26 protein-coding genes are annotated in these 26,321 nt (G+C 62.4%); 4 read left to right on the forward strand and 22 right to left on the reverse strand.

Features of this window, described 5'->3' with window-relative positions:
- Window position 1 precedes the first annotated feature (1 nt).
- Entirely contained in the window at window positions 2–283 is a 282-nt protein-coding gene (rpsR, locus tag CD04_RS0103980) for a 30S ribosomal protein S18 (protein ID WP_031404498.1), read from the reverse strand.
- Between the two features lie 91 nt (window positions 284–374).
- Here rpsR and CD04_RS24970 point away from each other — a divergent pair, with 91 nt between their 5' ends.
- Window positions 375–497, forward strand: a complete 123-nt coding sequence (locus CD04_RS24970) for a hypothetical protein (RefSeq protein ID WP_255331909.1) — start codon at window positions 375–377, stop codon at window positions 495–497.
- Between the two features lie 83 nt (window positions 498–580).
- Here CD04_RS24970 and rpsF read toward each other — a convergent pair whose 3' ends face one another.
- Entirely contained in the window at window positions 581–943 is a 363-nt protein-coding gene (gene rpsF, locus CD04_RS0103990) for a 30S ribosomal protein S6 (RefSeq protein ID WP_031404499.1), read from the reverse strand.
- Window positions 944–1,039: 96 nt separating this feature from the next.
- On the reverse strand, window positions 1,040–3,436 hold the full coding sequence (gene ppsA / locus CD04_RS0103995; RefSeq protein ID WP_031404500.1) for a phosphoenolpyruvate synthase: 2,397 nt from the start codon (window positions 3,434–3,436) through the stop codon (window positions 1,040–1,042).
- 200 nt (window positions 3,437–3,636) lie between these two features.
- On the opposite strand from ppsA, the gene CD04_RS0104000 reads away from it, so the two are divergent.
- A complete protein-coding gene (locus CD04_RS0104000) occupies window positions 3,637–4,455 on the forward strand; it encodes a pyruvate, water dikinase regulatory protein (protein WP_031404501.1) in 819 nt (272 codons plus the stop codon).
- A 48-nt stretch (window positions 4,456–4,503) separates the two neighbouring features.
- On the forward strand, window positions 4,504–5,580 hold the full coding sequence (locus tag CD04_RS0104005; protein ID WP_031404502.1) for a DegV family protein: 1,077 nt from the start codon (window positions 4,504–4,506) through the stop codon (window positions 5,578–5,580).
- Between the two features lie 66 nt (window positions 5,581–5,646).
- Here the strand turns inward: CD04_RS0104005 and CD04_RS0104010 are convergent, their stop codons facing one another.
- The 16 genes from CD04_RS0104010 to rpsB all read right to left on the reverse strand — a co-directional run bounded on the left by CD04_RS0104010 (window position 5,647) and on the right by rpsB (window position 20,843).
- The gene (locus tag CD04_RS0104010) at window positions 5,647–6,429 is read right to left on the reverse strand and encodes an RNA methyltransferase (RefSeq protein ID WP_031404503.1); all 783 of its coding nucleotides are present in this window, start codon (window positions 6,427–6,429) and stop codon (window positions 5,647–5,649) included.
- Window positions 6,426–7,058 carry a ribonuclease HII gene (gene rnhB, locus CD04_RS0104015; RefSeq protein WP_031404504.1) on the reverse strand — a complete coding sequence of 211 codons (633 nt, stop codon included), beginning with the start codon at window positions 7,056–7,058 and terminating at the stop codon, window positions 6,426–6,428. Before rnhB ends, CD04_RS0104010 begins: the two co-directional genes overlap by 4 nt.
- A 3-nt stretch (window positions 7,059–7,061) precedes the next feature.
- Window positions 7,062–8,204, reverse strand: a complete 1,143-nt coding sequence (gene lpxB / locus CD04_RS0104020) for a lipid-A-disaccharide synthase (protein ID WP_031404505.1) — start codon at window positions 8,202–8,204, stop codon at window positions 7,062–7,064.
- A gap of 12 nt (window positions 8,205–8,216) precedes the next feature.
- A complete protein-coding gene (lpxA, locus tag CD04_RS0104025; protein WP_031404506.1) occupies window positions 8,217–9,008 on the reverse strand; it encodes an acyl-ACP--UDP-N-acetylglucosamine O-acyltransferase in 792 nt (263 codons plus the stop codon).
- Between the two features lie 10 nt (window positions 9,009–9,018).
- Window positions 9,019–9,465 (reverse strand): 3-hydroxyacyl-ACP dehydratase FabZ, encoded by a 447-nt coding sequence (fabZ, locus tag CD04_RS0104030; protein WP_031404507.1) that lies wholly within the window; start codon window positions 9,463–9,465, stop codon window positions 9,019–9,021.
- A complete protein-coding gene (lpxD, locus tag CD04_RS0104035; protein WP_031404508.1) occupies window positions 9,462–10,547 on the reverse strand; it encodes a UDP-3-O-(3-hydroxymyristoyl)glucosamine N-acyltransferase in 1,086 nt (361 codons plus the stop codon). The genes fabZ and lpxD overlap by 4 nt, the downstream gene beginning before the upstream one ends.
- 2 nt (window positions 10,548–10,549) lie before the next feature.
- Window positions 10,550–11,119, reverse strand: a complete 570-nt coding sequence (locus CD04_RS0104040) for an OmpH family outer membrane protein (RefSeq protein WP_081857790.1) — start codon at window positions 11,117–11,119, stop codon at window positions 10,550–10,552.
- Between the two features lie 11 nt (window positions 11,120–11,130).
- Entirely contained in the window at window positions 11,131–13,383 is a 2,253-nt protein-coding gene (bamA, locus tag CD04_RS0104045) for an outer membrane protein assembly factor BamA (protein ID WP_031404510.1), read from the reverse strand.
- Between the two features lie 63 nt (window positions 13,384–13,446).
- The gene (gene rseP / locus CD04_RS0104050; RefSeq protein WP_031404511.1) at window positions 13,447–14,805 is read right to left on the reverse strand and encodes an RIP metalloprotease RseP; all 1,359 of its coding nucleotides are present in this window, start codon (window positions 14,803–14,805) and stop codon (window positions 13,447–13,449) included.
- A 57-nt stretch (window positions 14,806–14,862) separates the two neighbouring features.
- Complete coding sequence (gene ispC / locus CD04_RS0104055; RefSeq protein WP_031404512.1) at window positions 14,863–16,038, reverse strand: 1-deoxy-D-xylulose-5-phosphate reductoisomerase; 1,176 nt, start codon at window positions 16,036–16,038, stop codon at window positions 14,863–14,865.
- Window positions 16,035–16,871, reverse strand: a complete 837-nt coding sequence (locus CD04_RS0104060; protein ID WP_031404513.1) for a phosphatidate cytidylyltransferase — start codon at window positions 16,869–16,871, stop codon at window positions 16,035–16,037. The genes ispC and CD04_RS0104060 overlap by 4 nt, the downstream gene beginning before the upstream one ends.
- 27 nt (window positions 16,872–16,898) lie before the next feature.
- Window positions 16,899–17,639: a polyprenyl diphosphate synthase gene (uppS, locus tag CD04_RS0104065; protein ID WP_255331918.1), complete on the reverse strand. Its 741-nt coding sequence runs from the start codon at window positions 17,637–17,639 to the stop codon at window positions 16,899–16,901.
- A gap of 119 nt (window positions 17,640–17,758) precedes the next feature.
- Window positions 17,759–18,319: a ribosome recycling factor gene (frr, locus tag CD04_RS0104070; RefSeq protein WP_031404515.1), complete on the reverse strand. Its 561-nt coding sequence runs from the start codon at window positions 18,317–18,319 to the stop codon at window positions 17,759–17,761.
- 27 nt (window positions 18,320–18,346) lie between these two features.
- Window positions 18,347–19,057, reverse strand: coding sequence for a UMP kinase (pyrH, locus tag CD04_RS0104075; RefSeq protein WP_031404516.1), 711 nt, complete (start codon window positions 19,055–19,057; stop codon window positions 18,347–18,349).
- A 46-nt stretch (window positions 19,058–19,103) separates the two neighbouring features.
- Window positions 19,104–20,012 carry a translation elongation factor Ts gene (tsf, locus tag CD04_RS0104080; protein WP_031404517.1) on the reverse strand — a complete coding sequence of 303 codons (909 nt, stop codon included), beginning with the start codon at window positions 20,010–20,012 and terminating at the stop codon, window positions 19,104–19,106.
- Window positions 20,013–20,084: 72 nt separating this feature from the next.
- Window positions 20,085–20,843, reverse strand: coding sequence for a 30S ribosomal protein S2 (rpsB, locus tag CD04_RS0104085; RefSeq protein WP_031404518.1), 759 nt, complete (start codon window positions 20,841–20,843; stop codon window positions 20,085–20,087).
- Window positions 20,844–21,131: 288 nt separating this feature from the next.
- On the opposite strand from rpsB, the gene CD04_RS0104090 reads away from it, so the two are divergent.
- The gene (locus CD04_RS0104090) at window positions 21,132–22,415 is read left to right on the forward strand and encodes a DUF3422 family protein (protein WP_031404519.1); all 1,284 of its coding nucleotides are present in this window, start codon (window positions 21,132–21,134) and stop codon (window positions 22,413–22,415) included.
- Between the two features lie 26 nt (window positions 22,416–22,441).
- Here CD04_RS0104090 and CD04_RS0104095 read toward each other — a convergent pair whose 3' ends face one another.
- The 3 genes from CD04_RS0104095 to CD04_RS0104105 form a co-directional block, all read right to left on the reverse strand.
- A complete protein-coding gene (locus CD04_RS0104095; protein ID WP_031404520.1) occupies window positions 22,442–24,664 on the reverse strand; it encodes a DUF1631 family protein in 2,223 nt (740 codons plus the stop codon).
- A 177-nt stretch (window positions 24,665–24,841) separates the two neighbouring features.
- Window positions 24,842–25,588 carry a 23S rRNA (guanosine(2251)-2'-O)-methyltransferase RlmB gene (rlmB, locus tag CD04_RS0104100; RefSeq protein ID WP_031404521.1) on the reverse strand — a complete coding sequence of 249 codons (747 nt, stop codon included), beginning with the start codon at window positions 25,586–25,588 and terminating at the stop codon, window positions 24,842–24,844.
- The gene (locus tag CD04_RS0104105; protein ID WP_038167972.1) at window positions 25,585–26,319 is read right to left on the reverse strand and encodes an ABC transporter ATP-binding protein; all 735 of its coding nucleotides are present in this window, start codon (window positions 26,317–26,319) and stop codon (window positions 25,585–25,587) included. The genes rlmB and CD04_RS0104105 overlap by 4 nt, the downstream gene beginning before the upstream one ends.
- Window positions 26,320–26,321: the final 2 nt, after the last annotated feature.

The following is a 26,321-nucleotide window of genomic DNA, read 5'->3' on the forward strand; positions in this document are numbered from 1 at the left end:
TTCAGCTCTTGTGCTGGTCGGAGAACGGCATGAGGGCCAGAAAGCGGGCACGTTTGATGGCCGTGTTGAGCTGACGCTGGAAGATTGCGCGCGTTCCGGTCAGGCGGGCGGGAATGATCTTGGCATTTTCGGCCAGGAATTCACGCAGGGTGTCCAGATCCTTGTAGTCAATCTGCTTGACCCCAGCCACGGTGAAGCGGCAGAAGCGCTTGCGCTTGAACAGGGAAGATTGCTGGTTGCGCTTGGGTTTGTTCTTACGGTCGGTTTTCTTGAAATAGGCCATGTTCAGGCTCCTCAATCCATTCGGTAATGTTCAGCTTGAGTGTTCGAGATCCGCGGCGGCTGGGCATCAAAAACCCGGAGATCCGTAGCATTTGGCCGGCTTGCACATGCTGGAGTTGGCGCGCCAATTCACCATAGGCCACACACTGCAGGTCCAGTTCGATGTGCTGCGCGTGGCTGCCGATGTGCTGGGTGGATGCGTGGCTGACACGTAGATCCAGCGCCTCAACTCCGGCCGGCGTATAACGCAGACCCCCACGCTCAGCAACCGCAGCGACAATCTCGATGCGGTTAATGCTCAGGCCACCTGCTCCGGCTGTGCCTTGCGGGCCTCTTCGCGCTCCACCGATCGCATCATCACGGAGGGCTCAGTCTCGGCCTTGTCCATCTTGACGATCAGGTGACGCAAGACGGCATCGCTGAACTTGAAGCCATGCTCCAACTCCTGCAGCACATCTTGGTTGGCCTCGATGTTGAGACACAGGTAGTGCGCCTTGGCCAGTTTCTGAATCTGGTAAGCCATCTGGCGGCGACCCCAGTCTTCGAAGCGGTGCACCACGCCACCCTTGCTGGTGACGACGCTCTTGTACCGTTCGACCATCGCGGGAACCTGCTCGCTCTGGTCGGGGTGAATGATGAGAATGATTTCATAATGACGCATGGAGACTCCTTATGACCCACAGGGGGCTTCTTTGCGGATAAAGCCACCCGGGGCGTCAAACCCGGTGTGGCAAAGAAAACGTTCGATTATAGACGACTACGTTGCATGGATGGCCAGAGCCTGCCACGTCGCCACCACCGTGTCCGGATTGAGCGAAATGGATCCGATGCCCTGCTCCATCAGCCAACGCGCCAGATCGGGGTGATCCGAAGGCCCCTGGCCGCAGATTCCCACATACTTGCCCTTGGCACGACAGGTGCTGATTGCCTGCTTGATCAGGGCCAGCACCGCGGGATCGCGCTCGTCGAAGGCTTCGGCGACCAATCCCGAATCGCGGTCCAGGCCAAGGGTGAGCTGGGTCAGGTCGTTGGAGCCGATGGAGAATCCGTCGAAAAACTCCAGAAAATCGGATGCCAGCACCGCGTTGGACGGGACTTCGCACATCATGATGAGGCGAAGGCCGTTTTCGCCGCGCTTGAGCCCGTTGCGCCCGAGTAGCTCGACCACCCCGCGAGCCTCGGCGAGGGTTCGCACGAAAGGCACCATGATTTCCACGTTGGTCAGGCCCATGTCCTCGCGCACGCGCTTGAGCGCCACGCATTCCATCTCGAAACTCTGGGCAAAGTCCCGCGAGACGTAGCGCGAGGCACCGCGGAAGCCCAGCATGGGGTTTTCCTCGTCGGGCTCATACCGTGAGCCGCCGATGAGCTTCTTGTACTCGTTGGACTTGAAGTCTGACAGGCGCACGATCACCGGTTTGGGATAGAACGCCGCGCCAATCGTGGCGATCCCTTCAGTGAGCTTGTCGATATAGAAGGCGCGCGGACTTGCATGGCCCCGCGCAACGCTTTCCACCGCCTTCTTCAAATCCGGGTCCACGTTCGGATACTCGAGCACCGCGCGGGGATGGATGGCGATGTTGTTGTTGATGATGAATTCCAGACGGGCCAAGCCCACTCCGGCGTTCGGAATCTGTGAAAAATCAAACGCCAGCTGCGGATTCCCGACGTTCATCATGATCTTGACCGGGATGTCCGGCATCTCGCCCCGCTTGACCTCGGTGACCGAGGTCTCCAGCAGGCCCTCGTAGACGATCCCGGTGTCGCCCTCGGCACACGAGACGGTGACCAGCATGCCGTCCTTGAGCAATTCCGTGGCGTTTCCACAACCCACGACAGCGGGGATGCCGAGTTCGCGCGCGATGATGGCGGCGTGGCAGGTGCGCCCTCCCCGGTTGGTGACGATCGCGGCAGCCTTTTTCATCACCGGCTCCCAGTTCGGGTCGGTCATGTCGGTGACCAGGATGTCGCCGGCTTGCACTTGGTCCATCTCCGACACGGATTGCACCAGGCGCACCGGGCCGGCTCCGATCTTCTGGCCGATGGCGCGCCCGCTCACGAGCGCGGCGCTCTTTTGCATCAGCGTGTAGCGTTGCTCGACACGCCCGTGGGCGCGCGACTTCACGGTCTCGGGTCTGGCTTGCAGGATGTAGATTTTTCCGTCCTTGCCATCCTTGCCCCATTCGATGTCCATGGGGCGGCCATAGTGCTGTTCGATCGTCAGCGCGAATTGCGCCAGCTCCGTGGCCTCGGCATCGCTCAAGCTGTAGCGGTTGCGCAGTTCGACCGGTGTGTCGACGGTCTGCACGAGATGGGCTGACCCCGGTGGAGCGAACTCCATGCGCAGCAGCTTGGAGCCGAGGTTGCGACGGATCACGGCGGCCTTGCCCGCACGCAATGTGGGCTTGAAGACGTAGAACTCGTCCGGGTTGACGGCGCCTTGCACCACGGTTTCACCCAGGCCATACGACGATGTGATGAACACCACGTCGTTAAAGCCTGACTCCGTATCCATCGTGAACATCACGCCCGCAGCGCCCAGATCACTGCGCACCATGCGCTGGATGCCGGCCGAGAGGGCCACCTGATGATGATCAAAACCCTGGTGCACCCGGTACGAGATGGCGCGATCGTTGAACATGGAGGCGAACACATGGCGCACCTTGTCGAGCACCGACACGATGCCCGTCACGTTCAGGAACGTCTCCTGTTGCCCGGCAAAGGATGCTTCCGGAAGGTCCTCGGCGGTGGCCGAAGAGCGCACCGCAAAACTTGCATCGGGCTGCGCGGCCGAAAGTTGGGCGAAGTGCTCACGAATGGCTGCCTCCAGTTCGGGTGGCAGCGGTGTCTCAAGCATCCACTGCCGGATCGCCGCACCCGTTGTTGCCAAAGCGCGCACGTCATCGACGTTCAGCGCATTCAGCGCCTGCGCGATGCGCGCATCGAGCCCGCCCTGCTGCAAGAACTGGCGAAACGCGTGGGCGGTCGTCGCGAAGCCTCCGGGAACGCGCACCCCGCTGGCGGTGAGTTGACTGATCATCTCGCCGAGGGAGGCGTTCTTGCCGCCAACCACCTCGACATCATGCATTCTCAGCTGCTCGAACGGTACCACCCAGGCCGTGGCGTGTTTCGGCGTTTGGTTTTGATTTGACATGAACAACCCTCAATAGAATGAAAGAAATCTGGGGACATCCTGTCAAGGCGGGACAAACACCGAGGCTGCATGCGTTGTTGATGTGGTTCTAATGCAGACATCATGTTCTGTGTTGGTCCGTGCGCGTGGAAGCGAAACCTCTGCAGGCGAGTCGATACCGAAGATTCTAGGCCCTGACTCCCTTTTTGATGCGATGCGACATGCCTAACCGATCCGTGTTTTTTGTCTCCGATGGAACCGGCATCACTGCCGAAACGTTTGGCAATTCCATCCTCGCCCAGTTTGACGCCCAGCACCATCGCATCCGCCTGCCTTTCGTTGACACGGTCCAGAAGGCGCTCCAGGCCGTGGAACGTATCGACCAGGCCGCGCGCAACGAGGGGCGCCCGCCGATTGTGTTCATCACGCTCGTGAATCCCGATGTGTTGCAAGTCATCCGTGGTTGCAACGGTCTGGTGATGGACATGTTCACGACATTCGTGGAGCCGCTGGAAATTGCCTTCGGGATCAAATCGAACCATCGCATTGGTCAATTTTCCGATGCAACCAAGAGCGCGCGCTACAACAGCCGCATGGATGCAATCAACTTTGCACTGATGCATGACGATGGCCAATCGTCGCGAAACCTGGCGCTGGCTGACGTCATCTTGGTCGGTGTGTCGCGCAGCGGCAAGACGCCCACGTCGCTCTACCTTGCGATGCAGCATGGCGTGCGCGCGGCAAACTATCCGCTAATTCCCGAGGATTTCGCACGCATGTGCCTGCCCTCGGCGCTTGCTGCCCATCGCAGCAAGTTGTTCGGTTTGAGCATTGCACCCGAGCGCCTGAGTGAAATCCGCCGCGAGCGCAAGCGCGGCAGCGTGTATGCATCGCTGGCCAATTGCATCGAAGAGGTGACCGAGGCAGAACGGCTCATGCGACGCGAGGGCATCCGCTGGCTGTCGTCCACCCACAAATCCATTGAGGAAATCGCCACTACCATTCTCCAACTCATCCGCCCGGATCGGCTGGAGTACTGAGCATCTCCTACGCGACGCACAAGCCCACACTCTGACACCATGCCCGTCATGTCCTACGAAGACAAGAAGAACGACTATTTGCTGGGTTTTGCTTCCACGCAGCAGGTCCGGTCCGAGCAAGAACAGGCGTTGCCCGTCAACCCATTGCGGCACCATAACCCCTATGGGGTGATCATGGTGGACGCCGCTGCCGACATCTCCAGCGCCATGGCCCAGCACCCACGCATGCGTGTGCTGCCGCTGACCATCCAGTTGCAGGGCCGCACAATCCTGGACAAGGGCTTGCATGAAAAGCGCGGTGAGTTGCGCGAGCTCGGCCGTGAGCACTTGCGCGCCGCCCAGATCGTGCCGCCCAGTGTCGAAGGGCTGGAATACCGGCTGTACCCGAACATCGCCCTCAACGCCGACTGGCTGATCTATATGGGCTCGATGCGAGCGCTCAGCAACCCGGCTGATGCGCTGCAGACCCTGCTGTTGCAGCATCGCGAAGAGATTCGCGAGCTGCGGCGCAGTCGTGGTCTTCCGCCTGACCTGCAGGTGCTCTGTCTCGATGGGGGCTCGATGCTGGCGGGCCCGGCCCTGCAGGCCCGCGTGCTCGTGAAGAAACTCGATGCGGGAGAACCGGCCGCGGAGGTGGCGCACGTCGCCACACAACTCTCGGTCATGACCCGTCAGTGGCTCATCCCGCGCCATCCCGGCGACTTGGCAAGCGCGCTGTCCAAACTGTCCAATCCGGCTCTGGAGCCCTGGGTCCAAGCGGCTTCCCTGGGACTTAATCAGCTGCTGAACCCCTACCCCGTCCTGGTCAGCGATGCCAATGGATTGTTCTGCGGCTTCCGCGCCAAGCGCTGGCGTAGCGCCGTGGCCGAGGTGTTCTCGATCGCCGAACAAGCCATCCAGGACGGCGGCGTTCAGGGCACACAGCTGCAAATCAGCTACGACGGAAGTATCCGTGAGCTGCAGGCGTGGCCTGAATTTGCCCAGCTGCGTGAGCGGGCCGACAGCATGCAGGTGCGCCTTCACGTCACGCACATGAGTTTGGCCGGGCGCATCTGGGCCTCCACGGGCTCCATCAGTCTCGCCTTGCTGCAACCTTCGATCCGCGAGGGTCAGGCGCCTGTTTAAACGCGGGCAAACACGGCGCTTGGCCGCACGCACGGGGCGGATGGGACGCGTGGCGGAGTCACCCGCTCACTTCCCGTTGCCCTGACGCTGACGCACACCTTCAAACAGGCATATGGCCGCAGCGGACGCCACGTTGAGCGATTCCACCGTGCTGGCCTGGGGAATGCGTACCGCCGCAGAGGCTTTGGCCATCAGGTGCTCGGAAATCCCCTGGCCCTCATTGCCGAATACCCAGGTGACCGGCTTCTTCAGCTGCAGGTCATAGAGACCCATGTCCGCCATGGCCGCCGTGGCATAGATGGGGCGGGGTACGATCGAAGCTACCTGCTCCCACGGCGCGTCCTCGAAGATGGGCACGTAAAAGTGCGCGCCCATCCCAGCGCGCAGCACCTTGGGGGTCCAGGCCCCTGCGGTGCCACGCAGCAGGTACACCGCTCCACAATCGGCCGCTGCTGCGGTGCGCAGGATGGTTCCCACGTTGCCCGCGTCCTGGATGCGATCGAGGACCACAGCCGTGCCGGGCTTGGGCTTGACGCCCTTGGGTTTGGCGATCAGCATGCCCACTTGCGGGCCGTTTTCCAGGGTGGAAATCCAGCTGAAAAGGGCGCGGTGCAGGATGACCGCATTGGTGCTTCCGACGCGCTCGACCAGGGCGGCAACCTCGGGCAAAAGCAGACCGTCATCCGTCGTGACGAGTGTGTCGGCGTGGTGTCCGCTGTCGAGCGCGGCCTGGACCAGATGCACGCCTTCGAGCCAGACCTGGCCCAGACGTTTGATCGCTCCTGGATCGCTGCCGAGCACGCGCAACGTTTTGACCAGAGGATTTTCGGCGGAGATGATGCGTTTCACAGATGCCTTTGCTCGGAATGATTGGGGTGATCCAGAAGTCGTCGAATTGGGGCAAAGCTGCGCCGGTGCTCCGCACAAGGCCCATGCTCCTGTAAAGCCTGCCAATGCTGCATTGTGCCGTAGCCGAAGTGCCGCTCAAACCCGTAAACAGGGTGGCATGCCGCAAGTTCCTGCATAAGGCGATCGCGCCAGACCTTGGCCACGATCGACGCAGCGCTGATGGCCGGCTGTGTGGCGTCGCCGCGCACGATGGCGCGGCAAGGCATGGACAGGTCCGGCAACTGGTTGCCGTCCACGAGCACGTGCACAGGCGTCAGACTCAGGCCCGCAACGGCGCGCTGCATGGCCAGCAAAGTGGCTTGCAGGATGTTGATGCGGTCAATTTCGGCAGCACTGGCCTGTCCGATGCTCACAGCAAGGGCCTGTTCTCGGATCAGCGCATCGAGCACCACCCGGCGCTTGGGGGACAAAGTCTTCGAATCGGCCAAACCCGCCAGCGGTCGCTGGGGATCCAGGATGACTGCGGCGGCCACCACGGGACCTGCCCAGGTTCCCCGCCCCACTTCGTCGCAGCCCGCAATCGGCAACAGCGACGACTGCTCATCGGCCCATGCACCAGGACTTTGCATGCCTCAATCCGCCAGATTGGCGCTCTCCAGGATGGCCTGCGCGGCAAGGCTTGCCGTCGGCCGCCGCAAAGCAGCGTGCAGTTCGGCGAAGCGCATGCGCAAGCGCGCCTGCCTTGGCTCGTCGTTCAGCAAGGCGTCGGCTGCATCGGCCAGCGCCTGCGGCGTGCACTCGTGCTGCAAGAGTTCAGGCACCAGAAAGCTGCGCGCAAGAATGTTCGGAAGGCCGACCCACGGCAGGTAGCCTTTGTTTTTCATCAGGTGCCACGACAACGCCGGAAGCCGGTAGCCAATCACCATCGGGCGTTTGAACAGCGCGCATTCGAGGGTGGCGGTGCCGCTGGCAACCAGCGCCAAGTCACAGGCTGCCATGGCGCGATGCGATTGCCCCGATAGCCATTGCACCTCAAGGCCGGGGTGGGCCGCGCATTGCCGCCGCAGCACACGCTCGAGCCCTGGTTGTGCCACCGGAAGCAGCACACGCGCCCCATGCCTTTGCTGCAAGAGAGCGGCAGCGCCAAAAAAGCTTGGGCCGATTTGCCGCACCTCGCCCGCGCGGCTTCCCGGCAGCACAGCAATGACTGGCGACGTCGCTGCGATGCCCAGGGCCTTGCGGGCGGCGACCTGATCAACCTGCTCTGGAATCAACTCAGCCAGTGGGTGGCCAATGTACGTGGCTCGCACCGTTGTGCCGGCATACAGCTCAGGCTCGAAGGGGAACACGCACAGCAGATGGTCAACCGCTTGCACGATGCCCTGCAGGCGCTCGCGTCGCCATGCCCAGATCGACGGGCTGACCAGGTGCACGGTGGGAATGCCTGCGGCGCGCAACCGACGCTCCAGGCCGAGATTGAAGTCGGGGGCATCGACCCCGACGAATACCGAGGGGCGTTGCCGCAGCAAGCGCAGGCGCAGTTGCCTGCGCATCCATAACAGCTCTGGCAACCGCGGCAAGACTGCGGCGAAACCGTTGACTGCCAGCCGCTCTTCCGGCCACCAGGCCGTGAATCCCTGTGCGCGCATGCGCGCACCACCGATGCCCATGCAGGGAACATCGGGCCGCACCCGCCTCAGGGCGGCCACGACCGTGGATGCGAGCAGGTCGCCCGAGGCTTCGCCTGCGACCATGGCAATGCTGCCGGCCGTCATGGACTGCATGGATTAGGGGCGCACGATGCCGCGCGCGCTCGCGGCGATGAAATTCAGCAGGAGGGACAAATCATTGCGACTTCCAGCATGCTCGGACTGCATCGCGGCAAGTGCGTGCGTGGCGTCGTTCAGCGTGAGCCCTTGCCGGTACAACTTGCGATAAGCCTCACGCAACACGCCGATGCGCTCCGGGTTGAAGCCGCGTCGGCGAAGCCCCTCGGCATTGATGCCGTGGGGCTTGGCAGGATGACCCGCAAGAAGCACATAGGGCGGGATATCCTGTGTCACCACGGAGCTGATGCCCGTCATCACGTGCGCGCCGATGTGCACAAACTGATGCACGCCGGTGTACCCACCGAGGATGGCCCAATCACCGACGTGCACATGGCCGGCCAGTTGTGCGCTGTTGGCCAATACCGTGTGGTTACCAACTTGGCAGTCGTGCGCGAGGTGCACATACGCCATGATCCAGTTGTCGTTGCCCAAGCGGGTCACCCCAGCGTCCTGCGCGGTGCCCAGGTTCAACGTGCAATATTCGCGAATGGTGTTGCGATCCCCGATGTGCAGCTCGGTGGGCTCGCCCGCATATTTCTTGTCTTGCGGGATCCCGCCCAGCGATGAAAATGCGTGGATCTGATTGTCGCGCCCAATGCGCGTGCGACCCTGGATGCTGACATGCGATCCGATGCGCGTGCCGGCGCCAATCTGCACATCGGGCCCGATGACACAAAAGGGACCGATGCTTGCATCCGAGGCAATTTGCGCTTTCGGGTCGACGAGGGCTGTGGGGTGAATCGTGCTCAAGGCAACCCCGTCAGTCAATGACGCGCTCGGTGCACATGAGCTCCGCCTCGGCGACCATCTCATCGCCAACCCGGGCCACAGCGTTAAATTTGTAGATGTTGCGCATCTGGCGCACCAGCTCCACTTCGAGCGTGAGCTGGTCCCCGGGCTCCACCGGGCGTTTGAACCGGGCGCCGTCGATACCCACGAGGTAATAGACCGAGTTGTCGTCAGCTTCGACGTCCAGCGTGCCAAACGCGAGAATGCCCGCAGCCTGCGCAAGTGCCTCCAGGATCAGCACCCCGGGCATGATCGGCTTTTGCGGAAAGTGACCCGTGAAATAGGGTTCATTGAACGACACGTTCTTGTAGGCCCGGATGCTCTTGCCCTTTTCGAGCTCCACGACCCGATCCACCAACAGGAACGGGTAACGGTGGGGCAGGAGCTTCTGGATCTGGTTGATGTCAAAAACGGTCATGGCTTGCTTTTAGGGGAAAGTTTGGGAGCGTTCAGCATGTTTTCGATCTGGCGTACGCGGTCACGCAGTTGAGCCAAGTGCCGGAGACTGGCGGCATTTTCTGTCCAGTTTTCATGGCTATCGAGCGGGAAGGCGCCCGTGTAATGCCCGGGCTGGCGAATCGATCGGGAGACGAGCGACATCCCGCCCACCACCACGTGGTCGGCAATCTCCAGATGCCCGGCGATGCCCACGCCGCCCCCGATGAAACAGTACGACCCGATGCTGGCGCTGCCTGAGATACCCACGCATCCGGCCACTGCGGTATGTGCACCGATCTGCACGTTATGGGCCACTTGAACCAAATTGTCGATCTTCACGCCATCGCCAATGCGCGTGTCGTCCAGGGCGCCCCGATCGATGGTGGTGTTGGCGCCGATTTCCACATCGTCACCGATCACCACCCTGCCCGTTTGCGGAATCTTCACCCCGGCGCCTTGCTCGTCACGCGCAAAGCCAAAGCCGTCGGCGCCGATCACCGCGCCCGAATGGACGATGCAGCGCGACCCCAGTGTGCAACTGTGCAGAACCACGCAGCGTGGATGCAGCCGGGTCGCCGCACCAATGACGGCGTCATGGCCGACGAAGCATCCAGCTCCCACCCTCGCGCCCTCGCCAATGAACGCCCCGCGCTCAATCACCGCACACGCCTCGATGATGGCGGATGGGGCTACCAGGGACTGGGGATGCACGACGGCGGTGGGATGCACGCCCGGCGCGGGCGGCCTTTCCTGCAAAGCGGCAAACCATTGCGCAAGACGCGCGTAGTAAAGATAAGGATCTGGCGTGACGATGGCGGCCGGAAACGCGCTGACCTGGTCATCAAGGCCCGTGGGGACGATGACGCAATCCGCCTTGCTTTGCCGCAGCAGATGCGCATTGCCGCGCTGGCTTAAAAAGGCGACGTCGCCGGGGCCAGCCTGATTCAGTGACGCGACGCGTGCTACGGTGATGTCGCCATTCCCCAGAAGCGCACCGCCCAGCTTGCGGGCAATGTCACGAACCCGCAGGCCCTGTCTTGCGCCCGAGGGGAGATCGTTCATGGTTATTTGCTGGAGGAAGCATCCAACGCTTTGAGGACTTTGTCGGTGATGTCGATGCGCGGATTGACGTAAACGGCATCCTGGAAGATGATGTCGTAATTCCCCTGTTCTGCAATTTCCTTGACCACCTTGTTGGCCTTGTCCAGAACGATCGCGAGCGCTGCATTGCGCTTCGCATTGAGGTCCTCGCCGAATTCACGCTGCTTGCGCTGAAAATCGCGGTTCATCTCCGCCAATTGCTGCTGGGTGTTGATGCGATCCGTATCCGACATCACGGGCCCGTCTTTTTCCAGCTTCTGATTGAGCCCCTTGATCTTTGCAGCCATGTCCTGAAGATCCTTGTCGCGCTTGGCAAACTCACTTTCGAGTTTTTGCTGGGCATTCTTGGCCAGCGTGGAATCTTTCAGGATGCGCTCGGTATTGATGAACCCGATCTTGGCCGTGGTCCCGGCTACGGCTGACGCCTTGGCTCCGGTAGCCTGGGCAAACGCCGGTGTGACCGGCACCACAAGGGCCGCAGCGCAAAAACCGGCAATAACGGATTGGCGAATCAAGCGTGTCATCGACTTCATGGTGTGAGAGATCAGAAAGCAGTGCCGACAGTGAATTGGAACGATTGCAGCTTGTCGCTGGGCTGCGAACGTATGGGCTTGGCGATGCTGAATTTCAGCGGTCCGATGGGTGAAATCCACGAGACGGCGATACCCACCGCCGCACGCATATCCGTCAGAGCGACCTTCTGGTTTTCACCCCAGACGTAGCCGCTGTCGAGAAAGGTGGACATGCGCAGGCTCTTGTCCGCCCCCGTGCCAGGAAATGGAAACTGGTATTCAAAATCGGCAACAAGCAGTTTGGCACCACCGAGGGCATTGCCCTGTGCGTCCAGCGGACCGAGTGAGCTTTGCTGAAAACCGCGCACGGTGCCGATGCCGCCGGCGTAGAGGTTCTTGAAAATCGGCAGCGGTTGGCCGTTCAGGCCATGGGCATAGCCGACCAGTCCGTTGAATGCCAGATTGGTCTGGCGCGACACCGGCATGAATTGCTCGTATTGGTACGTGGCGCGAATGTAGCGCAAGGTGCTGAACGGGCTGTACTCCGCGCTCAGGCGCTGATAACGACCGTCTGTGGGCACCAATGCACTGTTACGGCTGTCGCGCTGCCAACCCAATGTCAGCGGAATGCCCGATGAGGTTTTGCCGAACTGGTTCACATACGAGATGTAGGAGGCCGGCGCGCCTGGCGCCAGATCCAGCGTGTATTGCTCGAAACCCGCGCCGAAGTACACCCGATCGAGTTCGGTGAAGGGCACGCCGAACTGGAGGTTGAAACCCGGGGTCTTGATCGTGTAGTTGTTCCCCTGGCTGGAGTACGGCCGAATCGTGCGGTAATACGCATTGACCGTGCGGCTGATCCCGTCTTCGGTGAAGTAGGGGTTGGTGCTGGAGACCGCCAAAGTGCGGTAGTAGCTTGACGTGTTGAAGTCGACACTCAGGTTGTTGCCACTTCCGAAGATATTGTCCTGGCTCACGGACGCATTGAACGAAAGCCGATCCGCGCTTGAAAACCCAACCCCCAGGCCCAGCATGCCAGTTGGTTTTTCGGTGACCTTCATGTCCAAATCAACCTGGTCGCTGGTGCCTGGGACCTCGCGCGTGCCCAACTGAACATCCTTGAAATACCCAAGGCGATCGACCCGGTCGCGTGACAACTTGATGCGGTCCACGTCGTACCAGGCATCCTCGAATTGACGGAACTCGCGCCGAATCACTTCGTCGCGGGTCCGGGTGTTGCCGGAAATGTCGATCCGGCGCACGTAGATGCGGCGCCCGGGATCCGCGTCGATTGTGAAAAACACCTCATGGGTTTGCCGGTTGATATCGGGCTTGGGCTGGACGCGGGCAAAGGCATAGCCGTAGATCCCGAATTTGTCGACGATGGCCTTCACGCTGTCGTTGAGAACCTTCGCACTGTAGGTGTCGCCCGGCTCGAGCTTGACCAATGGACGGAATTCGTCAGTCAAGCCCAGATAGTTGCCCTCGAGCTTGAAGCCCGACACCGTATATTTCGGCCCTTCGTAGATGTTGACCGTAATGAACATGCTGTCCTTGTCCGGTGACAGCGACACCTGGGTGGACTCGATTCGAAAGTCGAGATAGCCACGGTCCACGTAGTACGAGCGCAGGGTTTCCAAGTCGGCATTGAGCTTGGCGCGCGAGTACTGGTCAGACTTGGTGTACCAGGTAAACCACCCTGGCGTGGACAGCGAGAACAGGTCGCGCAGCCGGCCTTCGCTGTACACCTTGTTGCCCACAATGCGAATGGAGCGAATCTTGGCAATGGAGCCCTCGGTCACATTGAACAGCACGTTGACGCGATTGCGTTCGATTGGGGTGACCGTGGTGCTGACCTCGGCAGCGTAGTAGCCCTTGGCAAGGTACTGTTGCTTGAGCTCCTGCACGGCACGGTCCATCAGGGCCTGGTCGTAGGGCCGGGCTTCGCCCAGTCCGACCTGATTGAGGGCATCAATCAGCGTCTTTTTGGGGAACTCCTTGGTGCCGGTGAAATCCACGCTGGCGATCACCGGGCGCTCCTCGACCACGACGGTGACCACGTCGGCCGCAGTGCGGATGCTCACGTTTTTGAACAACCCGGTGGCGAACAACGCGCGAATGGCTGCCGCCCCATTTTCCGGCGTGTAGGTATCCCCCACGCGGAACGGCAGATAGCTGAAGACGGTGCCTGGTTCGGTCCGTTGCAGGCCATCGACGCGGATGTCCTTGATGACGAATGAGTCGGCGGCGTAGACCTGGGCGCAGGCCACGGCCAGCACGGCCATGGCAGTACCCTGCAATGCGTGACGGAACCTCAAATTAACCTCGAGAGCGATCGGTGGATGGGATCAATGCAAGGGCCCGATCAACCGGGCGAAGTCGTTGTACAGCGCAATGGCCATCATCAGTGCAATGACAGCGAGACCGCCTTGTTGCAGTCTTTCCTGCAAGCGCTGGGGAATACTGCGATGGGTGACGCCTTCGATCGCATAATACAAGAGATGCCCCCCGTCCAAGACGGGCACGGGCAGAAGGTTGAGGACCCCCAGGCTGACGCTGATGATCGCGAGAAAGCTGACGTAAGGCAGCCACCCCATCTCGGCGCTGCGCCCCGCGTAGTCGGCGATCGTCACCGGACCACTCAGGTTGCTCAGCGACGCCTGCCCAACCACAATCTTGCCCAGCGTCTTGAGCGTCAGCGCGCTGAGCTGCCAGGTCCGGGCAAAACCCTCGGCCACTGCACCCGCGGGCCCGCGCTTGACCACCACGCTCGGGATGTCTCCGCCCAACAGGGCGCCAATGCGCCAGACATCGCCGGCGCCGTTTGCCGCATGCTGGCGCTGGGGGTGCACGATCAGCGCGACATCTGCCTCACCGCGCCGCACCAGGACGCGCAGCGGTTGGCCCCCGCTGGCGGCAATCGCCTGCAACAAGGCGTCAGAGCCACTGATGGCTCGGCCATTGACTTCTTTCACCAGATCGCCGGCGCGCATGCCCGCCTTGGCGGCGGGATCCCCCGGCAGCACTTGCCGAATCAAGGCAGGCGGGCTTTGCAAGCGCAGGCCCTGTTCGGCAAGAAAGTGGGGTTGGCCGGCCGCGTCTTGCATGCCGGCGAATTGCAGGGTCGCGCTCGACAGCGCCCCCGTTGCCGAGCGCAGCTGGAGTCGCACGGCACGGCCATCCAGGGCCGCAGTCAGCAACTGCAACTGAAGGTCGGCCCACGACTGCACGGGCTCACTGCTGCCACCGGTGCTCGTCGCAAGCACTTGGTCGCCGGCACGCACTCCAGCCATGGCGGCGGGGCTGCCTGCCGCCGGTGTGCCGAGAATCGCCACCGGCTGCCGCACCCCGACGAAGGCAACCACTGCAAACAGCACGACTGCCAGCAACAGATTGGCCAACGGGCCAGCGGCCACAATGGCAGCGCGTTTGGGCAATGGCTGGCGGTTAAAGGCGCGGGAAAGTTCGGGTTCGGCCACTTCACCTTCACGCTCGTCGAGCATGCGCACGAACCCCCCGAGCGGCACGGCCGCAATCACGAATTCGGTGCGATCCTTGCCCCGTGTCCATTTGACCAGCGGCTTGCCGAATCCAATCGAAAAGCGCAGGACTTTCACACCGGCGGCTACCGCGACGCGGTAGTGGCCATACTCATGGATGGTGATAAGCAGGCCGAGTGCGAAAACAAACGCAAGCACAGTGATCATGGAAAAACTCCTCTCGGGGCGCAACCACCGCCGACGTCAGCGTGCATTGTGCCCCGATCAATGCTTGAGGCCGTCAACCAGAGCCATGGCCCGCGCGCGTGCACGCCGGTCTGCCTCGAGGATGTCGTCGAGATTGCGGACCGCATCGACGTTGACTGCGTCGAGCGTTGCCGCATTCACCTGGTGGATATCGGTAAAGCGCATGCGCCGCTGCAAGAAGGCGCCGACGGCCACTTCGTTGGCGGCGTTCAACACGGCGCAAGCGCCCATTGGCATCGACAGCGCCTGGTAAGCGAGTTGAAGCCCCGGGAAACGCACGGGATCGGGCTGTTCGAAATCCAGCCGCCCCACGCGGGCCAGATCCAGCCACGATACGCCAGATGCCATGCGCTGTGGATACGACAGGCCGTAGGCAATGGGTGTGCGCATGTCGGGCACCCCCATTTGCGCAACCACCGAACCGTCGTGATAGCAAACCATCGAGTGCACAATGCTTTGCGGATGGATGAGCACCCGGATCTGCTGCGGTCGCAGTCCGAACAGGTGGTGGGCCTCGATGACCTCCAGCGCTTTGTTCATCATCGTGGCGGAGTCCACCGAGATCTTGCGCCCCATGCTCCAGTTGGGATGGGCACACGCCGCATCCGGAGTGACATCGGGCAGCCTCGCAGGGTCTGCCTGACGGAACGGGCCGCCGGAGGCGGTGAGTGTGATTTCGCGCACGCTGTGGGCCCACTGCGCACAGTCATCCGGAAGACTCTGGAGGATTGCGCTATGTTCACTGTCAATGGGAATGAGCTTTCCGCCGCCCTCGCGCATGGCCTGCATGAACAGCTCGCCCGCCACCACGAGAGATTCCTTGTTGGCCAGCAGAACACGCTTGCCCGCGCGCGCGGCAGCCAAGCCCGATGGCAGCCCTGCGGCGCCCACGATGGAGGCCATGACGATGTCGGTCTCAGGAGCCGCGGCAATGGCAACCTGGGCTGCCTCGCCCTGCAGCACTTCGGTCGCGCTGCCGTGCGTGCGCAGGGCCAGGCGCAGCCGGTTCGCCGCAGTCGCATCGCTCAGCACGGCATAACGCGGCTTGAAGCGCAGACACTGTGCCAGAAGGAGGTCGTCGCGCTGATAGGCGCCAAGCGCGAAGACCTCGAACTGCTGGGGGTGCAAGGACAGCACCTCCAGCGTGCTGGAGCCGATGGAGCCGGTGGAACCCAGGATGGTGACGCGTTTCATGCAATCAAAAGAAGAAGGGCAATGGGCAGCAGAGGCAGCAAGGCATCGATGCGGTCAAGCACACCACCGTGACCGGGCAGCAGTCCGCTGCTGTCCTTCACGCCTGCGTGACGCTTGAGCAGCGACTCGAACAAGTCACCCATCACGGTCAAGGCAAGCAATGCCAGGGCGCAAACCAGGAGGATCGGCAGACCCCAGTGATGACCGATACGCGAGAACAACGAGTCCGACAGTACAGGCCAAAGGGTACAGACAAGGGCGTAAAGCACGACAGCCACGGCGGCAGACCACACTCCAGCCCAGGTCTTTCCCGGGCTGATGTGCGGGGCCAATTTCGCGCCGCCAAAGGCACGCCCGCCAAAATAGGCGGCCACGTCGGCAACCCAGGCCACGAGCAAAATCGAAAGCAGGAAACCCGCTCCGAAGTGGCGTGCCCGGATCAAGGCCAGCCAGGCGGCGAACATCACCACGAAGCCGAGCGCGCTCAGGACGGGCGGAGCTGACAGAGCGCGCGGCAATGCGGCCCTTGGAAGGCTTGAGGCCAGCAGCGCAGCCCAGGCGAAGGCCGAGAGCGTCAGCGCTCCCGTCAGCAGGCGCGATGACGGGGAGATGATGGACGCGCCGAAGAGCAGCGCTGCGGCGGCCACCAGCCACAACGCTGCCCATAGCAGGCACGCAAGGGGCTTGTGCCCTGCCAAGCGGGCCCACTCCCACATGGCAGCGCAGGCGAACAGGCCCGCCACCGCCGCGAAGACTGCTGCTGGCGCCAGAAATAGCGTAGGAAGCAGAACCGCCAGAAGAATCAGCGCGGTAATGACGCGTGTGCGCAGCATGAACGATGGATGGCGCCGCCGGCCTCTTCAGGCCACGCGCAGCCCCGTGGCTTGCGCCTCGGGCTGTGGCGGCACCGAGCCGAACCGCCTCTCGCGCTGGGCGTAGTCGGCAATGGCCAGAGCAAGTGCCTTCTCGTCGAAGTCCGGCCAGAGTGCGTCGGTGAAATAGAACTCCGTGTAGGCAATTTGCCAAAGCAGAAAATTGCTGATGCGCCGCTCACCACCGGTGCGAATCAACAGATCCGGAGCCGGCATGTCGGCCAGGCACAGGTGCTGCGCCAGGGTTTGCTCGGTGATGGGGCCCCCACTGGCCTGCAGCGCCCGCATGGCCTGCACGATGTCCCACCGGCCACCATAGTTCAGCGCGACGTTGAGCACCAACGTCGTATTGGCGGCAGTGAGATCCTGCGCTTGCTGCATGAGTTCGCGCATGGGAGGCTCGAACGCCTCGCGGTCACCCACGAAACGCAGCCGCACGCCTTGTGCAGCCAGCTCCCGGGTTTCACGCCGCAGCGCCTGCACGAACAGATCCATCAGGGCGCGCACCTCATCGGCAGGCCGGTTCCAGTTTTCCGACGAAAAGGCAAAGACGGTGAGGTAAGGCACGCCCTGGGCGATGCAGCCTCGCACCGTGCTTTTCAGCGCGTCGACTCCATATTTGTGCCCGGCCGTACGCGGAAGCAGCCGGCGAGTCGCCCAGCGGCCATTCCCATCCATGACCACTGCGATGTGGCGCAGTCCGGCCGGAGCCAGCTCACGTTTGGTCACTGTTCGTTTTGACGCCACTATCCCTCCTTGGTCACACGTTCGCAACGCGCGCCATGCCACGCCAGCCCGCGTTGCGCCTGCACGCACCACGGACCATCCGCTGACAAGCCACAGGCTTGTCAGACCGCCATGATCTCGACTTCCTTCTGGCTGACATGCTTGTCGATCTCCACGATGAAGCGATCGGTCATCTTTTGAATGTCGTCTTGCGCGCGACGCTCATCATCCTCGGATGCCTCTTTTGCTTTGACCAGATCCTTGAGCTGCTGGTTCGCGTCCCGTCGCAAATTGCGTACGGCAACCTTGGCGCCCTCACCTTCGTGTTTGATCAATTTGACCAGATCGCGCCTGCGCTCCTCGGTGAGGGCGGGCATGGGCACGCGGATGAGATCACCCTGGCTTTGGGGGTTGAGCCCCAGATCCGATTCGCGAATGGCCTTTTCCACGGCCTGGGCCATTTTCTTTTCCCAAGGCTGCACACTAATGGTGCGCGCATCGAGCAAATTGACGTTGGCCACCTGATTGATGGGCATCATGGTGCCGTAATAGTCCACCATGACGTGATCCAGAAGTCCCGTGTGTGCGCGACCGGTGCGGACCTTTGTCAGGTCCGCGCGCAGGGCTTCCATGGATTTGAGCATCTTTTGCTCACAGGATTTCTTGATCTCGGCAATCGACATGATCGTTCGGGACTCCGGGGCTTGAATTTACAGGTGCACGAGGGTGCCTTCAGGCTCGCCTTGCACGACACGCAGCAAAGCGCCAGGTTTGAAAATGCTGAACACGCGAATGGGCAAGCCCTGGTCGCGGCACAGCGCGAAAGCCGTCGCGTCCATCACCTGCAGGCGCTTGACGATGGCCTCGTCGAACGTGATGCTCGGATAGCGTGTGGCCTCCGGGTTGCGGGCGGGGTCGGCGGAGTAAATGCCATCCACCTTCGTGGCCTTCAGCATCACCTCGGCGCCGATTTCCGCTGCGCGCAGGGCAGCCGCTGTGTCGGTGGTGAAGAATGGGTTACCCGTTCCACCCGCGAAAATCACCAGCTTGCCCTCTTCCAGATATTGCAGCGCCTTCGGGCGGACATAGGATTCAACCACCTGGTCGATGCTGATGGCGGACATCACGCGCGCGACAAGCCCGGCATGGCGCATGGCGTCGGCCAAGGCCAGGGAATTCATGACCGTGGCCAACATGCCCATGTAATCGGCTGTGGCGCGGTCCATGCCGACCGCGCCCCCGGCCACGCCCCTGAATATGTTGCCGCCGCCGATAACGATGGCGACTTGCACCCCGCTGTGCACGACCTGGGCGATGTCCTCGACCATCTTCACGATGGTGGCGCGGTTGATGCCATAGGCATCATCGCCCATCAGAGCTTCACCCGAGAGTTTGAGTAAAACCCGCTTATAGCCGCTCATGCGTGGTGCCCCGCTTGTGTTGGTGAGTTGAGTCGGATGAAGCAGCTCAGTTCGCGCGGGCCGCGGCCATTTGCGCAGCCACCTCGTCGGCGAAATTCTCCGACTTTTTCTCAATGCCTTCACCGACGACGTACAGCGTGAAGCCGCTGACGGTGGTATTCGCCGCCTTGAGCATCTGCTCAACCGTCTGCTTGTCATTCTTCACGAATGCCTGGTTGAACAACGAGACCTCCTTGAGGTACTTCTGCACGGAACCCTCGACGCGCTTGGCTACGATTTCGGGAGGCTGGGTCGGTTTGCCCTCGGCGCGAGCCTTCTCAGCGTCTTCGGCTGCTTTCTGTGCGGCAATGGATCGCTCCGTCTCAATCAGCGCCGCGGGCACGTCGGCCGACGACAGTGCAACGGGCTTCATCGCGGCGACGTGCATGGCTACGTCTTTGGCTGCCACGTCGTCCCCGGTGTACTCCACCACGACACCAATACGCGTGCCGTGCAGATAGCTGGCAAGTTTGGAGGTGCCTTCGAAGCGCTTGAAGCGTCGAATGGACATGTTTTCGCCGATCTTGCCGATAAGCACGGCGCGACGCGCCTCGACGGTCGTGCCATCCATGTCCAGCGCCGACAATGCGGCGACGTCGGCGGGGTTGCGCTGCGCCACCAGTTGCGCCAGCGCTTTGCCAAAGGCAAGGAAATCGTCGTTCTTGGCGACAAAGTCGGTCTCGCAGTTGATCTCGACCATGGCGCCAGTGGTGCCCTGGATGTCGATGGCGATGATGCCTTCTGCGGTGACGCGCGAGGCGGCCTTGCTCGCCTTGCTGCCCAACTTGACGCGCAAGAGTTCCTCGGCGCGTGCCATATCGCCTTCCGCCTCGGTCAGCGCTTTTTTGCATTCCATCATGGGCGCGTCGGTCTTCGCGCGTAGTTCAGCGACCATGGATGCGGTGATTGCCGCCATATTGCTCTCCTGGATTGAAGAAGGGGGCTGTGAACAGCCCCCTCGGTATGTCAGAAAAAAACTGGGACCTGCTCAGGCGGCGTGCGTCTCATCTTGCACTTCGACAAATTCGCTGGATTCCTCGCCAGACGTCTGCACGACCTCGTGCAACGCATCGTTCTTGCCTTCGAGGATGGCATCCGCCATGTCGCGGCAGTACAGCGTCACGGCCTTGCCCGAGTCATCATTGCCCGGGATCACGTGATCAATGCCGATGGGCGAATGGTTGGTATCGACCACGCCAATGATGGGAATGCCCAGCATGTGCGCCTCGGCAACGGCGATCTTGTGGTAGCCCACGTCGATGATGAACAACGCGTCGGGCAAGGCGGCCATGTCCTGGATGCCGCCAATGGATTTCTCCAACTTGTCCAGTTCGCGCTGGAACATGAGCTGTTCCTTCTTGGTCATGTGCTCCAGCGCACCTTCGGCGGCCTGCGCCTGCATGTCCTTGAGCTTCTTGATGGACCCCTTGACGGTCTTGAAATTCGTCAACATGCCGCCGAGCCAGCGCTCATTGACATAAGGCATGCCGCAGCGGTCGGCTTCGGCCTGGACGATTTCCCCGGCCTGACGCTTGGTTCCGACAAACAGGATGGTGCCGCGACGCGCTGCCATCTGGCGGGCATACTTGCATGCGTCCTGGAACATTGGCAACGTCTTTTCGAGGTTGACAATGTGAATCTTGTTGCGATGGCCAAAAATATACGGTGCCATCTTGGGGTTCCAGAAACGGGTTTGGTGACCGAAGTGCACCCCCGCTTCCAGCATTTCACGCATTGAGACTGACATGGTTCGTCCTAGGTTGGGTCTGAAATCTGGCCAGAACCCTGGGGAGCCGGTCTAGTACGCGCGGGGGCGCACATCGAACCGTTGGCTCCTTCGAGCACCTGGTAAGGCCAGTTTGCGATTGTTTCCACCGCGCAGACCGCCCTCGGGCGTCCTGCGGTAAAGCGAAACCCGCTCATTATATCGACAGCGCGCGGCGCGTCCCATACCCCGCACCGTTCCCCTTCCCCGTCCGCGCCCCGCTATGCTTTCGGCCCAGATCCTGGTTCCGAACCTCAAGCCCACTCAGCCATGCACGAATACGCGCTGCGCCAGCAGTTGCACAACGAAATCCACGCGCGACCCTATGAGCGCCTGGTCACGCCCCTGCAAATCAGTCACATGGCCTTCTTGGCCGATGCCCAGCAACAGGCGCAGGCGCATGCGCACCTGTGCAAGCTTCTGAGCGACCAGCAGTTGCCGCTGCCCTCGCAGGATAGTGGCTTTTACGTCGCGGACATTGGCGCCGTGCGCCTGCGCTGGGAGCGGCATGGCGAATTCACGTCCTACACGTTCATGCGCCAGGGTCTGCCGGAGGCTGTGCCGTCATGGTTCGATCAGTGCGCCTGCTCGGCAATCTCGAGCGCATGGCGCCAGAGCATTCCGGGCGAGCTCCTCAGTGCCAACCATATCGCGTTGTTGCCGGATCATACCGAGGCGCATTGGCCGCAACCGGAGCTTGATGCCGCGTTGGATGCGGAGGCGCTGGTGGCGTCCGAGGTGGCTGATGGCCAGGCGCGGGTGTACACCGATTTGCGCATCCACGCCGACGGTTTTGCGCGGTTTGTCGTCCTCAGCCGCGCCATGTCGCCCCGGCGGCGGGGACGGCTGACCCAGCGTCTGCTCGAGATCGAGACCTACCGCATGTTGTCGCTGCTCGCGCTGCCGGCAGCGCGGGAGATGACGCCGCTGCTGGCCCAGTATGAAGTGGAGTTGGCGCAGGTCATGGATGCGATTCACGCCAGCCAATCCGAGCGTGACCGCCCGACGCTGGATCGGCTGTCACAACTTGCCTCCATCGTGGAGAGCCGCTACGCCCAACACCATGCGCGCTTTAACGCATCGAGCGCGTATTACGACCTTGTGAACCGCCGGATCGCCGATCTGCACGAGCAGCAGTTTGGCGGGCTGCAGACGATCGGACAGTTCATGGACCGACGCTTGGCCCCTGCGATGCAGACGTGCGCCCACGCCGTCCGGCGCATGCAGGGCTTGTCTGAACGCATCTCGCGCTGCAGCAACCTCCTGCGTACACGCGTCGAGGTTCAGGTGCAGCAGCAAAATCGCGAATTGCTTGCGTCCATGAATCGGCGCCAATACCTGCAATTGCGTTTGCAACAAACGGTCGAGGGGCTGTCAGTTGCCGCCATCACGTATTACGCCTCGTCACTGGTCGGTCACATGTTCGAGGCTGCGCATGCGTGGTTGCATATCGACGCCGGCATTGCCCAAGGCTGGTCGATACCCCTGATCGCCCTGGGCGTTTGGCTGGGGTTGCGGCGAGCCCATCAGCGTTTGGCCAAGCTCGATCGTTGAACGCCCCGCCGTTGCGCCCGTTCCCGTCAAGTCAAGCTGCGCGAACGGTGGTGCGTAGCCTTGCCGATGTCTTGAACCGCGCCGTCGATGAACGCCTGAGGTTGCATCGGCAGGATCTGCTCGCTCCTGAGCAATCGCTCAAATGCGCGCCGTGTCAGAGAATGCGCCTGCCCGCCCACGCGGCTCGTGAACATGAACAGCAATCCCTGCGGGCTTCGCCAGGTCAATTGCGCCGACGTCCACTGGCCCTGCAGATTCCAGAGCACCCAGTCGCTTTCATGCAGGGCGTCGATGAATGCCTGCGGATCGTCCATGGCGCGCGATTGCGCCGGCCCCGCCGAGCCTGAAGGGGTGGCACCGGATGGCAAAGGATCCTCGGGCGGCCGCAGCGCTTCGGGGCGGCCCGGATCTCCCTGATTGTTGTTCGGGGCTGGAGCGTTTGCAGACGTGCCGATAGCCTCTGGCGCCGGCACGTGGCCCATCGAAGGCGGCAGATCGCCGGCGTCTTGCAGCACCAGATCATCCAGTGGCTCGATTGATGGCACGCCACCCGCACCGCGAATGGCTTGCGCGTGGGTACGCATCAGGTTTGAGAAGAAGGAAGCGCACTGTGCCTGCGGCCACTCGATCAACGATAGTCCCGCATGCAGCTGTCGCACGAGGCCCGGAAGCTGCTCCAGCAACGCCTTGCGCTCTGTCTCGGAAGCCTTCGCCTGCACGCTTTCCAGCAAATCCTGGCCGCACTGTCGGTAGGCGCGCGTCGCGTGCCCTTCTTCGCCGTTGCAAAGGGTCGACTCAACCAGAACTGCAGTCCAGGGCCCACGCATGAAATCCACCAAATACGGGTCGATATCCCGATGTTCGAGCTGGCGCAAGGTCTCGCGCCCCAGCGCGTCGCGCAGTGCCGCACGTTGGGCCAATTCCTGCGCCTTGTCGGCGGCTTTCGGGCTGGCCGCCCGGCCTCGGGCGACCCATTCGTGCAGACGTTCAAGCGCTTGCGCGTAGACGTCTTCGCTTTCACGACTGGAGCGAACGATGACGGCCACCTGAGCATTCAGCCAGTCGAGGAAGCCACTGGCTGCAGCCTCATCGGCCGTGGCGTAGTCGGCGCTGACGCTCGCGATCCGGTTCATGAGGCGACGCGCGGCATGTTCGGGTGAGCTGAGCACGCCCGCATCCAAAAGAGCCAGCCGCAGCACAGGCACTTGCAGGCGTCCCAGCGCGATGCGCACCTGCGGGTGCAGCCGCGGATCGGCCAGCGTATGGTCAAACATCAATGCCACTGCGTCGATGATCAAGCGGTCCAGCAGTCCACTGGTTGCGTCCTGCAATTCCTGGCGGTGGGCCTGGATGATGTTGAGCGGCGGGGCCTTCACGCCGCCCTCCGAGCCGGTAGACAAGAAGGCATCGCCCGCATCCTGGCGGCTGGCTTGAGTCATCCGATCAAGGACAGCTCGCAACGAGGTCGTTTGGCCGGTTTGCGTGGCCGGCGCCTTGAGGTCGGAGGCTGGCCCGGGCAGCGACGCCGGGTTGGCTAACCCTTGCTGCTGGTCCGGTATTGCGCCCGGCCCCGGCGCCTGCGCGGCGTCGGCGCGCCCCGCGGTGTCGGCGGCCGCCGCGCCTGGAGGATTGCCACGCAGGCTCTCCCTGGCTGCTTCAAGGCGTTCGTTGTAGGCACCGTACATCACCTTCAGCGCATCGGCCATGGCCACACCGAAGGCACCCAGCAGCGCCTCCCGGGTTTCAAGGTCCACATCCAGGCTCTTCAACGCCTGGTGCAACGTGCGCGCAAAGAGCTCGGGACGCAAGGGATTGGCAGGCGTCGCGCCACGATCGACCGTGGATCCCTGGGGCAACAGCGACTCCATGCGTGAGTCAAGCTCGCGAAGCTCCCACTCGGTGCCCGACTCGATCATGAGCATGAGCTGCGAGACCTCCACGTCCTCCCACAGCGTATCGTCATCCTCGAGCTGCAATCCGGCCGAATCGGCTTGTCCAGCCGGCTTGCCCAGCATGCTCGGCTGCAGAAGCGTGTCGAAGCTTTGGACGCAAGCCCGCACCAGATCGACCTCAACCCGGCGCAGGACCGTCAAATAATCTGCGTAGCGCTTCCTGTCGCGGCTGCTCAAGGCCGATTCGGCATGGGCTTGAAACGTCTCCAAAACCTGCCTCGTGACTCCGCGGAACAATCCATCTGAGTCGTTGCGCGCGGCATCAATGCATTTTTGGTAGACGTCGATTTGCGCCATGGCAGTAGCGTGAGAAAGTTTTGCCGGATTCGCTTGCAATCACCGGGACATAGGACGTGCCCGATTCGCGTGCCTCGCCCACTATAGGGCCGACGCGCACAGTTCTCAATCGTCCGGCCGCATTCGGGCGCGTAGTGGCGCGGCGGCACGACACTTGCCGCCTGTTGCGCACGGCGCTTAGCCGGCGCAGGGGCCGAGTCGCTGCCGAACGGCCTCGAACAGACACACGCCAGCCGCCACGGAAACATTGAGGCTTTCCACGCTGCCTGCCATGGGAATGTGCACGAGCTGGTCGCAGCCCTCGCGCACCAGGCGCCGCATTCCGCTGCCCTCCGCACCCAACACCAGCGCCGTGGGTCCGCGCAGGTCCGCCGCATACAGGCTCTCGGGGGTTTCGCCTGCGGTACCGACCACCCAGACACTTCGCTCCCGCAGTGCGGCCAACGTGCGGGCCATGTTTGTCACCATGATGTATTGCATCGTGTCGGCCGCGCCACTGGCGACCTTTGCCACGACAGGCGTCAGCCCCACGGCGCGATCCTTCGGCGCGAACACCGCATGCACCCCCGCCGCATCGGCCGTGCGCAGGATGGCGCCAAGGTTGTGTGGATCCGTCACCCCGTCAAGACCAAGCACCAAGGGCACGTCCACGATGGCGTCGAGCACGGCATCGAGCGTCGACAGTTTGTCCAATGGTTCCACGCGTGCGACCACGCCTTGGTGTCGGCGGGTGCCGGCCAGCGCGTCCAGTCGCGCCCCGTCGGTGGCAATGATCGCTCGGCCAGACTCTTGGGCGCGCGCCACAAACTGCTGCATGCGTGCGTCGTGGCGTGTCGTATCGACCAGCAGCTCATGCACGCTTTGGGGGGCCGCGCGCAGACGCGCGCTGACCGCGTGAAAGCCGTAGAGAAGCTTCAGACTCAAGCTGCCACCTCGGAAAGGTCTTGAGCGACCATCGCATTCGCCTCGCGCGTGTGCACACGGCCACCGTGGAGGCTCACCACGACCTCGCAGCGCGAGGCAAGCTCCATATCGTGCGTGACCAAAACCAGCGTTGTGCCCTGTTCACGCTGGAGCCCAAACAGCAGATCGATGATGCGCTGGCCCGTGGCGGCGTCGAGGTTGCCAGTGGGTTCGTCAGCCAGAAGCAAGCTCGGGCGCGTCACGAACGCCCGCGCCAGCGCCACGCGTTGCTGTTCGCCTCCGGAGAGTACGGCAGGAACGTGCCGCAGTCGCTGGCCGAGTCCAACGCGTTCGAGCATGGCTTGAGCCTCGGCTCGCGTATTACCCGCGCGCTCTGCAATATCCAGGGCCAGCATCACATTTTCCAGTGCGTTGAGGTGTCCGATGAGCTGGAAATTTTGGAACACGAAACCAAGCTTGCTGGCTCGTAAGGCGGCACGCCCGTCCTCATCCAGCGCGAAAAGATCAACGCCATCGATCCACACCCGCCCGGAGCTCGGCAGATCCAAACCGGCCAGCAGGCCTAGCAGGGTGGACTTGCCCGAACCCGACGGGCCCACGATGGCAAGGCTCGAAGCCCGCGCAACACTGAGGTTGACATCCTCCAGCAACGTCAACGTGCCTTGGGCGTCGGACACGTGCTTGCTCAGGTGCTGGGCGACAATGGCAGCTTGCGGGTCGATGGAATCCATGG

The organism is Thiomonas sp. FB-Cd, from assembly GCF_000733775.1.
GTDB lineage: Bacteria > Pseudomonadota > Gammaproteobacteria > Burkholderiales > Burkholderiaceae_C > Thiomonas_A.